Below are 13,006 nucleotides of genomic sequence, written 5' to 3'. Positions count from 1 at the left end.
ATAGGCTAGCACGATATATTAACGTTAAAATATCATCATTTGTCGTTATTCAAAAATGGCGAATGCTATGACTCAAATTAATCCTCAGCTATCTCTAGTTTTTTCATGCGATAGCGCAAAGAGCGAAAAGTGGTGCCTAGTAGTTCAGCGGCTTGCGTTTTATTCCAAGCAGTTTGTTTTAGTGCGGTAATAATCAACTGTTTTTCTTGTTCTTGTAGGTAATGCTCTAACCCTTGAGATGGCAGTTGGCCATCCTCTAATTCGCTTAGAATTGTTTTTTCATCACGTCCTTGCAGAATAGATTGATGAGTGGCAGATTCTTTATGATTATGACGGGGTGTATGGTTTGAGCTTTCAGCATGATTACTTGCCGAGCGTTGTATCATAGAAGGGTAGTGCTGAGCATTAGTACGATAAGGGTGCAAATTGGTCGTCACTTGCTTGGCTTGTGGCGCTATGGTCTCATCCATGGATTGAATGATTTTTTCTCTACTTTCTATCGATTGAGCGACCATTTGATTGTTTGTTTGACGCTCAGAATGTTGAGTTTTATCAATAACTGCTGGCTCACTCTGATCTTGAGAGGCTGCACGGTGATGAGTCATATCAATATCAGGCAAACCCAAATGGCTGATGTCAATGTACGGCGTCTCTGCTAGGGTGACGGCACGTTCAAGGACGTTACGTAGTTCACGGACATTGCCCGCAAAGTTATGATCTTGCAAACGCTCACAAGCCTCGATGGTAAGTGTTGGAGGGTTCTCTAACTGCCATTCATCAGCAATTAATGCTAAAAAGTGCTTTGCTAATACAGGAATGTCATCACGACGCGCATTGAGCGTTGGCAGTTTTAATTCAATCACATTGATACGGTAGTATAAATCTTGTCGAAATGCCCCATCCTGTACCAGTTGGTTTAAATTTTTGTGGGTGGCGGACAAGATACGAATATCTACAGGAACCTCTTTGGTATCACCAATGGCTCTCACCGTTTTCTCTTGAATGGCACGCAGTAGTTTTACCTGCATGGCTAAAGGCAAGTCTGCCACCTCGTCTAAAAATAACGTGCCGCCATTGGCCTGTTGAAATAGCCCTTGCTTGTCAGCGACAGCCCCTGTAAAGCTACCTTTTTTATGACCAAAAAACTCTGATTCCATCAGCTCTGATGGTATTGCTCCACAGTTTACTGGCACAAAGCTACCATCACGGCGTGGGCTTAAATCATGAATCAATCGGGCAACCACTTCTTTACCAGTACCCGAAGCGCCTGACAAAAATACGGGTGCTTGTGAGCGTGCCAATTTTAAAATAGTATTTTTCAGCGGATGCATCACAGCAGAATCACCAATGAGCCTACTGTCTAACAGTTTTTGTTCAGGTGAGCATTCAGCTGTGGTTTTTGCTTCATTATCTTGATGAATAACTTTTAAAGCATTTTGCACCAGTTGACGTAGGCGCGGTAACTCAAGAGGTTTATTCACAAAGTCGAAAGCACCAAGCTTCAATGCCTCAATGGCGAGATCCATACTGCCATGAGCAGTAATAACGGCAATGGGGGTACTAGAGCTATTGCTGATTTCTTTTACTAACTCTAGTCCTGACCCATCAGGCAGCTTTAAATCGGTCAGACAAAAATCGTAATTATTGTCTTGCCAGTATGATCTTGCTTGTGACAGAGTATATGCTACATCACTTTTAATGCCCATTTTGGTCAAAGTAATTTGCATCAATCGGCACAGATCCACTTCGTCATCAACGACTAGCGCGGTTGTTGTCATACATCATCTCATCGTATTCAGTAGCTATAAAATGGTAAAAACCAAGAGGCCTTAATGGCAAAGTATTCCATATGACGTTAATATTTATAAAATACTGGTATTAACGTTATTTTCAATTTTATTTACATTGGTATCAGCGCTAACAGCAGGTGCTATCAAGCGAAAACAGGTTTTCTCATGTTCAGGAATATAAAGCAAGCGAGTTTGGTTGGCCTCACAAAAAGCTTGTGATAAATACAGTCCCAAGCCTGTACCTGCCTGATCTGTCGTAAAAAATGGATTGAACAAATGTTCTATATTTTTGGCGCTCACCCCACGGCCAGCATCCAGAATATCAATTATAACATCGTTATCCGCACAATAAATCTCGATTTCCACATAGGCATGAGGGTGGGCGTAGCTACTGTAACGCAAGCCATTGTTAATTAAATTGATTAAGACTTGCTCTAATTGGTGTGTGTCGAATGATATGGTCGGTTGAGTTTTTACCCGTAGAAAGACATCGTGTCCTTGAAAGTAGTTCTCTAAGAATGTTGGCATCCAGTCTGCCAATACGATCGCCTGCTGGTTTGCGGTTTGCTGGCGAGACAGTTTTAGTACATCTTCAATAATCCGATTCACGCGTTTTGTTTGCGAAAATATCATTTGATAAAGCTCATGATTCGCGGCTATATCATCATTTGAGATATTCGCCGTTATTGTATTATTTGCTGTATCGACTGCTACATTGGCTTCTATAGCATCTTCCATTAATAATTGACTGGCTTGTGATATTGCTGCCAAAGGGTTTCTTATTTCGTGGGCGATACTCGCCGTCAATTGCCCTAAAGAAGCCAGCTTTAACTGTTGGGCGTTGGCTTGTTCACGGCGTAAGTCCTCTAGCATTATCAGTTTGCTGTCATCCTTTAATGGAATGATTTGTACGCGCAGTTTACCAAATATGGAAGCGTTTGCGACTGCAGGCAAATCATAAGTAAAGGTGCGTGATTGGCCGACCGCTACCGACAAACAAGCTTTAAATAGCTGCGTATGTTGTTGGCTAAGCTGTTGTTGAAAGTTAGATAAGAGCGCACTGCGAGTATTGTTTCGAGTACCTTTTGTGTCAATAGAGGCGTTGTGCAATGATGTGGAAGGGATTTGCGAAAGGCTGAGTAGTTGGTGAGCGGCAAGGTTTGCTAAGACGATATGCTGTTTGTCAATGACGATGACACCATTAACCATTTGCGTGATGACTTCTTGGTTGATGACATTTAATCGTTCAACCTCTTTAGCGTGTCTCGCTGCTACTTTCTCAAGTTGTACTAAGCGCTGTGAGATGGACCAGCTCAAACCGCCAACCGCCAAAAAGCTGGCTGACATGAGCAAAGCATCCCCTAAATTTGCCAAACTCATGCTATTGGCAATGGCATAAAAGAATTGCTGATAAATGACAAAAATAATAGCGAGTAGGGTAATAATCAAAGCTTGTGAGCCGTGTAGCAACATAAAGCTTGCTGCGACTACCACCATATAAAGCATGGTCAACTGTAAATCAGGCGCGCCTGCTGTATATAATAACAAGCTTAATATAATGACATCTAATACTAAACCGAAGGCCAACTGCCGCCGCATTTGTTGATTAACAACATAAAACAAGCCGAGTAAAATGAGGCTAAGCAGGAGATAAAAGCTAAGAGTCGTTTGTTGTAAGAAGCTTGGTAGAGAGAGGCTGTTGTCAGAGTGAGCGGTGATATACACCATCAGTAGAGAAAACAGACTAACGGCAAAGCGGTAACTGCTATAGATAAGCCCTAACCTGCGTAACTGAGGTGGTGATAGCGTGTCATCGCGATGCAAATAGTGAGTAACAGCAGAGATAATATTAGTAGCAGGCTTCATAGATTGACCGCAATAAAGGAACAGTTGCTAGGGCGTATCCTCATTTTTAGCCCATGTAGATGTCCATCGATTGAATTGAGGATACGGCCTAATGATTTATGGCTGAATCAGACCATGACGAATGGCCAAATGTGTTAACTTCACATCACTATCCACCCCGACTTTTTCGTAAATACGATAGCGATAAGTGTTGATGGTTTTGACGCTGACAAATAGCTGGTCGGCGATTTGCTGCGGGCTTTGACAGTTCACGACCATCATCGCCACCTGTTTTTCACGATCACTTAGTAAGTCAAAAGGTGAGTTGGCATTATCCGACAGTAAGACATCAGCGAGTTGTTCAGCAACATCTTGGCTAAAATAACGACCACCTTGATAGATTTTTTTGACAGCGCGAATCATCTCATCGAGTGGCGTGCCTTTAGTGATGTAACCGTTGACGCCAGCTTTGATGAGCATAGAAGGGTAAGGCTGTGCTGACATACTGCTGACGGCCAATATCTTGATACCCATATCCAGCTGAATTAAGCGTTTGGTTGCTTCAAGCCCACCAATATTAGGCATATTGACATCAAGCAAAACCACATCAGGACGCAATTGTTTGGCCAATTTGATGGCCATGTCACCGCTGTCCGCTTCGCCGATTACTTCGATATCGACACTGTCTGACAACATACGGCTAATACCCATTCTTACCAAATCATGATCATCTACTACCAGTACTTTAATCATAACGATACTCTTTGTTATTTGTCAGAATGAAGGCTTTTATTGACACTAAATGACAAGAAAAATAAGGCCATCAGAGTCATTTTTTAGTTTTTGAAAAAGGTGAAATGCTGCTAACATATTAGATAGATACCGTTGTTTAATATGACAAAATACGGATAATCACAGTGTTCAAAGTTAAAATATATTGCTGAAATGTGAGTCAATGTTTCTACAATATAAAGTGGTTGTAGCAAAACTTGAATTAGGTCAAAATAAACCATTAAATCATTTTGATACAGTAAACTTAAATGCAAACCATGATACACTAAAAATACAAAAACTCTATACGAGTACTTATAAACCCATTCATAAACGCTACGTACGTTGTTGCTATTGGTTAGTATGTAACTGATTCTCTAATTAACAGCATCGCGACAGCAGGAGGCATAATGAAGCAACTACCATTAACCAAACAGCAATTAATCGCTGCTATGATTTCATTGAGTTTGGGCAGTGTTGCACAAGCCGCACTTACTATTAATGGTAGCGCTGACAATAGTTCTAGTGCTCGCATGAGTTGGGGCGGTGCCGATAGTCTGTCTGAAGCACGCAACATTATGTACAAGTCCAATGGTTCAGCTATCAAGAAAGTCGATACTGGCAATGGTACGACCAGCATCACTAATGCCAATAGCTTTGGTAGCAGCAATAACAGTTACAATACGACGTATCGTGGCTCATTTGGTAGCAGTGATATGATACCTATCAGCACTGACTCGCGTAGTGTCGCGGTCATCGATGCTGAAACAGGCGAATCTATTTATGAAAAAGATGCTGATATAGCGCGTCCCATGGCCAGTATCTCTAAAGTTATGACGGCTATGGTGGTATTGGACGCTGGTCTCGATATGCGTGAAGAGCTCACACTCGATCCAGAAGATTTCGTTGGTCCTAAGCGTGCCAGCTCTAACCTTAAATCAGGCGACCGTTTGAATCGTGCTGAAATGTTGCTGATGGCATTAATGAAATCAGAAAATCCAGCAGCAAAGAGTTTAGCGCGTAATTATCCAGGTGGCTACAGTGCTTTTATACGTGCCATGAATCGAAAGGCTCAAGATCTGGGTATGACTACTGCGTTCTTTGGCGATCCAACGGGTCTTGATAAACGTAATGTGGCTTCATCAAATGACTTGGTTAAAATGGTACGTGCCGCGGGTAATTACGATGTGATTCGCCGTTTCTCTACTACCAAGAGTTATGACTTTTTCGTTTCAAACTATTCAAGCGGTAACCGTACGTATAAAGCCAATAATACCAGTAGCTTGGTTCGTGCTGGTGATTATCCAATTGGTATCTCAAAAACAGGTTTCATCAATGAAGCTGGCCGTTGTGTGGTCATGGAAACACGTGTGAATAACCGTCCAGCAATTATTGTCATCTTAGGAGCGAACAGCTCAGCCACACGTTGGGGTGATGCTAAAAACATTTTAAACAGTTTAGCGACACGTCGCACGGTGTAGTATTACTGTTTTAGTATTTATAAAAAAGGCTGTTATTCAATATAACAGCCTTTTTATTGTGTTGAATTTAGGGCGTGTTCTCAACTCAATCGGTGGATATCTAAATCGGATAAAAATAAGAGCACATGCCCAAGGAAAAACTATATGACTCAAGCACTGACTGTTATAGCAGCGCCAAAGCTATACTTACTTACCAATGATGATGAGTTTGTACTTCTCTACCAGAAATTAGAAGCCGCATTGGCGACAGGATTCATTGCGTTGTTACAAATCCGTCGCAAGCAGATATTGGCGCTACCTGATGGTGAGTCTCGTCTATACGAAGAGGCTAGACAAATAGTTGAGTTGGCGAAAGCGTACCACGTACCAGTCGTCATCAATGACAATATTAAACTGGCTGCCAAGCTCGGCGTTGGTGTGCATTTGGGTCAACAAGATGGCGAAGTCACTGATGCTAAGCACGAACTACATGCCAACCAAATGATCGGACGCACTTGTCATGGCAAGATAGAACTGGTTGAAGAAGCAAAAAACGAGGGCGTAAGCTATGCCGCTATGGGTGCGATTTTTACCTCAAATACAAAACCTAACGCCAATATTATCTCGCGCCAGCAGCTCATGGATGGCTGTCAGCAAAATATAGCGATATGTGTCATCGGTGGCTTGACGGCAGAAAATGTCACCGAGCTGGCAGGTTTGCCCATTACTTACGTGGCGGTCGTTGGGGATATTATGGATTTGCCCGTGGATCAAATCGCTGCGCGCTGTAAACAATGGCAGCAGGCGTTCTCTCAATGGAAAACGCCTACTTGATCACTGGAACTTTGATTTGGAATGGATGTTTTAGAATAAAAATGGGTCGTTATTCAGCATGTTCCATACATAGTGTAGCGTAAGGCAGTGCTTGTAAGCGTTGCTCTTCAATTTGCTCACCGCAGACTTCACATTTACCATAAGTCCCATTTTCAATACGGCTTAATGCATTTTCGACATAGATCAAACTTTGACGGGCTTCAACCATCAAATTTGTACGCATGTCGTTTTGACGATAAGAGATGGCTTGGTCTTCCCAATGCTCATTGAGGTCGTCTTGCGGGTTTTGGATATGATCTTCGATTTTATTAATGCGAGTTTCATATTCTTCTTTGAGTGCTAGTAGGTTTTGTTTAGCAGTCTGAAGGTCGATACTCATGGGGTTCTCCTAATGGGTTATTTTTATTGTTAGCATTATTTATTATCCGTGCTAATAGCATCATAAACAGGCTTATTACTAAGTGCCACCACGAAATGTTACTGATTTTTTATTAAAATCAAGTCAGTGGGCTTTAGTTATAACCTACTGAGTAAAATTTAATGGCACGTTCTTTATGAGCACGTGCTAGAAAACTGCTAGAATACACCGCCTCAAATTCTTGCTTGGTCACTTTTTTATAAAGCCACAGGAAAGAATAACTAATTTGATAAATATTTTTCAGTAATGAGTAAAAAGCCAACCGATAGATTAACAAAAGATGATACATAGGAGCAGGTAATGAATTTTTTGCGTATGAGTGAGCTGAGCTTAACGGATAAAGTGGTGTTGATTCGTGAAGATCTCAATGTGCCTATTAAAGACGGTAAAGTCGCCAGCGATGCGCGTCTACAAGCCAGCTTGCCTACGATTAAGATGGCGTTAGAACAAGGCGCGGCCGTTATTGTTTGTTCGCACTTGGGACGTCCCACTGAAGGCAGTCCTGAGCCGATATATTCGCTAGCACCAGTGGCTAAGTATTTAAGCGATAAACTAGCCACGCAACTATCAAAGCCAGTTAGCTTAAACAAGGACTATCTTACTGAGGGCGTGGCGATTAAAGCAGGCGAGGTAGTGCTACTAGAAAACGTACGATTTAATCAGGGCGAAAAGAGAAACGATGCAGATTTAGCACAGAAATACGCTGACTTATGCGATGTATTCGTAATGGATGCGTTTGGCACAGCACATCGCGCACAGGCATCGACAGAAGGCGTTACCCAAGCCATGCATCAAGCAGGAAAAACAGCTTGTGCAGGGCCGTTATTGGCGGCTGAGCTTGATGCGTTAAGCTTGGCACTTGAGACCCCAGCACAGCCAATGTTGGCAATCGTTGGTGGTTCAAAAGTATCGACAAAGCTAGAAGTGCTGCACAGTTTGTCTGAATTATGCTCACAGATTATCGTTGGTGGCGGTATTGCGAATACCTTCCTAGCCGCGCAAGGTCATAGCGTTGGTGCATCACTTTATGAAGCGGACTTGGTTGAGACAGCTCGTGACATTATGACTAAGACTGAGATTTTACTGCCTAAATATGTTGTGGTCGCTGATAAAAATGAGATTGATTTTGCTGATTTTACTGGCTCATTACAACAAGCCACTGCGACTATAAAATCTGTCGACGCGATTGGCGAAAATGACATGATATTGGATATCGCCCCAGAAAGTGCTAAGCAACTGGCGGATGCCATTATCAACGCAAAAACTATCTTATGGAATGGTCCGGTCGGTGTTTTTGAAGTCGATGCGTTTGGTCAGGGTACGCAAATCGTGGCAAATGCCGTTAAAGATAGCCAAGGTTTCTCGATTGCTGGTGGTGGTGATACGCTTGCTGCGATTGATAAATATCAAGTAGCAGATGGCGTTAGCTACATGTCAACGGGTGGCGGTGCATTTTTAGAGTTTGTAGAAGGCAAGATATTACCTGCGGTTGCTGCTCTACAAGTTGATGCGTAACGCTTTAACGATACTTAGCAGATGAGTAACATTAGCCGTACAATTTAACCTCCCCATCTAATGTACGCTGTATTAATAATATTTTGGCTATTATTCTTATCTTATTGTTTTAAGAGCAATAAGCGAGAGTGGTCACTGATTATTATTAAGTAGTAATTATTTGTTTCTATAATGAAAATTATGATTGCATGTCTAATTTGTACTATATAAAATAGCGAAAATCATGTATTTGACATGCTTTATTTATGAGAGGTTTATTATGTTAAAACGCCATTTATTACTTGCTAGCGTACTTGCTGGTACTTTTGCAATTACTGCATGTAGCCAACAAACAGAAGAAAACACCGAAGCAGCTGTTGAGTCTGCTGGTGATGATGTCGCTGTTGAAACAGAAGCCGTTGCTGCTGAAGCTGAAGTTGCTGCAAAGGATGCTGGTACTGAAGTTGCCGAAGGCGCTGAAACTGCTGGTGTTGCTGCTACCAATGCGCTAGAAGACACTGGTGAAGCAGTTGTGGTAGGCGCAAATGAAGCCGTTGCCAGTACTGCTGAAGTGGTTGCCGATGGCGCATCTGCTGTTGAGGATAAAGCCAGTGAAAATGCAGTAGAAGCAGAGCAGCAGTACTAATTTATCAATACATGAGCAATTGAAAATAAGCAGCTGATCTGTTAATTTATCGATTGATGAATTGGCTATTGATTTGGCGATTGCTGTATAAGCCCTCAAAATATTTAAAAAGCTTTGGTGATAGCCAAGGCTTTTTTGTATTTAAAATCATAATTTAGAGGTTGGTCAGTAAAAAATATAACGCACGAGGCTTATCGGTTTTTTCAATCAGTTACGTATCATATTGAACCTATCAAGTTCCTTTATATAAACTCGCTATCATTCTTTTTTGTGAATATAGTAAAGAAAGAAATAGTCGGTTAACTGCTACGAAGCGGTGGCAATTTTTGCTATAATCACGGCGTAATAATTACGATCAAAAAACACCGGTTTTTTGCTGGTCTGGCTATTATAAGGCTAGGGTTTTAGGGCAATTGTTGCAACATCGTATTTTTAAGAATGACTTCTTAATATCATATTCAAAATTTAATCAGAGAGCGTCTTATGGCTTTAATATCGTTACGTCAACTTCTAGATCACGCCGCCGAGCATAATTACGGTGTCCCTGCCTTTAATGTCAATAACTTAGAGCAGATGCGTGCAATCATGATGGCGGCCGACGCCTGTGACTCACCTGTTATCGTTCAAGCCAGTGCCGGTGCACGTAGTTATGCAGGCTCTGCATTTTTGCGTCACCTGATTATTGCTGCGATCGAAGAGTGGCCACATATTCCAGTAGTCATGCATCAAGATCACGGTATGTCACCAGCGATTTGCCAACGCTCAATTCAGCTTGGATTCTCATCAGTGATGATGGATGGCTCGCTCGGTGAAGACGGCAAAACGCCAATGGACTATGATTACAACGCTAGCGTGACTCGCGAAGTTGTCAAGATGGCACACGCGTGCGGTGTTTCAGTAGAAGGTGAAATTGGTTGCTTGGGTAGTCTTGAGACCGGTATGGCTGGTGAAGAAGACGGCTCTGGTGCAGAAGGCGTATTGGATCACGAGCAGCTATTGACCAGTGCTGATGAAGCAGAACAGTTCGTTAAAGACACTAACGTCGATGCGTTAGCCATTGCCATCGGTACCAGTCATGGTGCTTATAAATTCACGCGTCCACCGACAGGCGACATCTTATCCATTGAGCGTGTCAAAGAAATCCATGCCCGTATTCCTAATACCCATCTTGTTATGCATGGCTCTTCATCAGTGCCGCAAGAGTGGTTAAAAGTTATCAATGAAAATGGTGGTAACATAGGTGAGACTTACGGTGTACCGGTTGAGCAAATCGTTGAAGCGATTAAGCATGGCGTTCGTAAGGTAAATATCGATACCGATTTACGTTTGGCATCAACAGGCGCTATCCGTAAATTCCTTGTAGAAAACCCGAGCGAATTTGATCCACGTAAATACTTTAAAGCGTCTATGGTTGCGATGTCAGATATCTGTACCAATCGATTTGAAGCCTTCGGTTCTGCTGGTCAAGCCCATAAAATTCGCCCAATTAGCCTTGAAGGTATGGTTGATTTTTATAAATAAGCTTAATTACTAAGAGGTAGTGGCTAGTTATTAAATAGCTATATTAAATAGCAACTAGGCTCATTTTTTATAATAGCTCTAACAGAGGTAGTGGATTATGATTGGATTGATTAGCGGTCAAGTGCAGCATTTGATGGCACCGACTGCCTGTGTCATGACCACCTCTGGTGTCGGCTATGATATTGAGCTGCCGCTACCGTCATTTTGCCAGTTGCGTCTCAATGAGCAGGCGAGCATTTGGACGCATTTTCATGTGCGTGAAGATGCGCAGCTGCTTTATGGCTTTATCGATCGCAAAGAGCGCGATGTCTTTCGTCAATTGATCAAGATCAATGGCGTTGGCGCAAAAATGGCGTTAGCAATGCTATCTGCGATGTCAGCTGCTGAGCTAAAGATGCATGTCGAGCAAGAGTCAGAGACAGCATTAACCCGTATTCCGGGTATTGGTAAAAAGACAGCGCAGCGCTTATTGATTGAGCTAAAAGATAAGCTGAAAAATATTGAAGTTGATAGCAGTAATTTAGAGTTTGCCATTCAACCTGCTGAGGTGTCTCACGAGGGCAGCATCATCGCTGAGGTAGAAGGCGCGTTGATGAGCTTGGGCTATAAAGAAAGAGAAGCTCAGCAAGCGATTAAAGCTGCTAAAAGTAATGGCGATACCTTTGCCGATACTCAAGGTTTGCTAAAAGCCACATTGCAACAGCTGTCAGGCTTTTGATTTATTCAGCTCACTACTATTAGGGCGTGTCCTCAATTCAATCGATTACTTTCTAAATGGGCTAAAAATGGCTAAATTTTGCCAAACATCGTCAAATAGCTTATCAATATCTTGATATTATTTGCGCTACTTTCCTTGTTTGACGGCAATTTATCTCATTTTTATCACCATTTTTAAAATGAGGACACGCCCTAATAAGTATCAATAATTCTTAAACAGATAAGCGACATTCATTGTCGCTTATTTTCGTTTTAGGCTGTGCTTTATTTAGTAGCTGCTTTATGATGTTTTGCATGACTTATACGTAGCGTTTGGTTATGCTATTTATACCTAATTTTTTAATATAATGATAAAACCTATGATGCAAGATCGTTTGATTAATCCATTCGAAGGGGCAGGCGATGCGCCTGATTCTAATATTCGACCGGCATTATTGGCTGAATATATTGGTCAGCCAGTGGTACGTGAACAAATGGAAGTGTTTATTGGCGCGGCACGTGGTCGGGGCGAGGCATTAGATCATACTTTGATTTTTGGTCCGCCCGGTCTTGGAAAAACGACGCTTGCCAATATTATTGCTCGTGAAATGGGTGGTAACTTGCGTTCTACCTCAGGACCTGTGCTTGAGCGCCCCGGTGATTTGGCAGCCATGCTGACCAATCTAGAAGAGGGTGATGTACTATTTATCGACGAAATTCATCGATTGAGTTCCGTTATTGAAGAGATACTGTACCCCGCCATGGAAGATTTTCAGCTGGATATTATGATTGGTGAAGGACCTGCGGCACGCTCTATCAAGCTTGATTTGCCGCCTTTTACCTTAGTTGCGGCAACCACGCGAGCAGGCTTGTTAACGTCGCCACTCCGTGATCGTTTTGGTATTGTGCAGCGACTCGAATTTTATAATATTGCTGATTTGACCACAATTGTGAGTCGTGCTGCACGTTTGATGCGTGTGCCGATGAGCGAAGATGGCGCGGTGGAGATTGCTCGCCGTGCGCGTGGTACGCCAAGGATTGCCAATCGACTATTACGCCGTGTGCGGGATTATGCTGAAGTGAGAGGTGATGGTAGTATCAATGGCGCGATTGCTGGCAGTGCGCTCGATATGCTGGCAGTTGATAGACGTGGTCTTGATCATTTGGACAGACGTTATATTGAAATATTGCACGAACGCTTTGATGGTGGCCCTGCAGGTGTGGAAGCAGTGGCAGCGGCGATGGCGGAAGATCGTGGTACGCTTGAGGATGTGATTGAGCCATATCTTATTCAGCAAGGCTATGTATTACGTACAGCTCGTGGACGCGTACTGACCCAAATGGCGATTGACCAAATGTTATAATACCTATCCAAAAATATGATTAACGGTGTCAAACTTACTTAGCCTACTAGCTGTATGACTTGTTTTTCTTGCTACTCTAATTTTTGTGAAAAAAAGTGCCTACCTTTAATTAAGAGATTAAAGGTAGGCACTTTTTTCTTGATTTTAATATAATTTAGCCATAAAGC

General features: G+C 42.4%; 11 protein-coding genes. 7 read left to right on the top strand and 4 right to left on the bottom strand.

The annotated features are described in order from the left end of the window. Positions 1-77 precede the first annotated feature (77 nt). From JMX93_RS02125 to JMX93_RS02115, 3 genes are all read right to left on the bottom strand, one after another. Complete coding sequence (locus JMX93_RS02125; RefSeq protein WP_499203700.1) at positions 78-1,778, bottom strand: sigma 54-interacting transcriptional regulator; 1,701 nt, start codon at positions 1,776-1,778, stop codon at positions 78-80. Positions 1,779-1,862: 84 nt separating this feature from the next. Beyond that, the gene (locus tag JMX93_RS02120) at positions 1,863-3,656 is read right to left on the bottom strand and encodes a sensor histidine kinase (RefSeq protein ID WP_499203699.1); all 1,794 of its coding nucleotides are present in this window, start codon (positions 3,654-3,656) and stop codon (positions 1,863-1,865) included. A 96-nt stretch (positions 3,657-3,752) separates the two neighbouring features. Continuing rightward, a complete protein-coding gene (locus JMX93_RS02115; protein WP_443510790.1) occupies positions 3,753-4,388 on the bottom strand; it encodes a response regulator in 636 nt (211 codons plus the stop codon). 428 nt (positions 4,389-4,816) lie between these two features. Between JMX93_RS02115 and JMX93_RS02110 the strand changes: the two genes are divergently transcribed. Together JMX93_RS02110 and JMX93_RS02105 are read left to right on the top strand one after the other, a co-directional pair. Beyond that, positions 4,817-5,887 (top strand): serine hydrolase, encoded by a 1,071-nt coding sequence (locus JMX93_RS02110; protein ID WP_193011188.1) that lies wholly within the window; start codon positions 4,817-4,819, stop codon positions 5,885-5,887. Between the two features lie 144 nt (positions 5,888-6,031). After that, positions 6,032-6,700, top strand: coding sequence for a thiamine phosphate synthase (locus JMX93_RS02105; RefSeq protein ID WP_499203698.1), 669 nt, complete (start codon positions 6,032-6,034; stop codon positions 6,698-6,700). A 49-nt stretch (positions 6,701-6,749) separates the two neighbouring features. Here JMX93_RS02105 and JMX93_RS02100 read toward each other — a convergent pair whose 3' ends face one another. Then, positions 6,750-7,079, bottom strand: a complete 330-nt coding sequence (locus JMX93_RS02100) for a TraR/DksA family transcriptional regulator (RefSeq protein WP_499203697.1) — start codon at positions 7,077-7,079, stop codon at positions 6,750-6,752. 339 nt (positions 7,080-7,418) lie between these two features. On the opposite strand from JMX93_RS02100, the gene JMX93_RS02095 reads away from it, so the two are divergent. The 5 genes from JMX93_RS02095 (at position 7,419) to ruvB (ending at position 12,839) form a co-directional block, all read left to right on the top strand. Beyond that, on the top strand, positions 7,419-8,633 hold the full coding sequence (locus tag JMX93_RS02095) for a phosphoglycerate kinase (RefSeq protein WP_499203696.1): 1,215 nt from the start codon (positions 7,419-7,421) through the stop codon (positions 8,631-8,633). A 259-nt stretch (positions 8,634-8,892) separates the two neighbouring features. Next, positions 8,893-9,258, top strand: coding sequence for a hypothetical protein (locus tag JMX93_RS02090; RefSeq protein ID WP_443214346.1), 366 nt, complete (start codon positions 8,893-8,895; stop codon positions 9,256-9,258). Between the two features lie 483 nt (positions 9,259-9,741). Then, a complete protein-coding gene (gene fba / locus JMX93_RS02085) occupies positions 9,742-10,779 on the top strand; it encodes a class II fructose-bisphosphate aldolase (RefSeq protein WP_193011192.1) in 1,038 nt (345 codons plus the stop codon). 97 nt (positions 10,780-10,876) lie between these two features. Continuing rightward, complete coding sequence (gene ruvA, locus JMX93_RS02080; RefSeq protein WP_443510787.1) at positions 10,877-11,497, top strand: Holliday junction branch migration protein RuvA; 621 nt, start codon at positions 10,877-10,879, stop codon at positions 11,495-11,497. Positions 11,498-11,858: 361 nt separating this feature from the next. Further along, positions 11,859-12,839, top strand: a complete 981-nt coding sequence (ruvB, locus tag JMX93_RS02075) for a Holliday junction branch migration DNA helicase RuvB (protein ID WP_045447074.1) — start codon at positions 11,859-11,861, stop codon at positions 12,837-12,839. Positions 12,840-13,006: the final 167 nt, after the last annotated feature.

The sequence above is a fragment of the Psychrobacter muriicola 2pS genome (assembly GCF_904846535.1).
GTDB lineage: Bacteria > Pseudomonadota > Gammaproteobacteria > Pseudomonadales > Moraxellaceae > Psychrobacter > Psychrobacter aquimaris.
The sequence above is the reverse complement of the archived record's forward strand: the minus strand, read 5'-3'. Positions and strand labels throughout refer to the sequence as shown.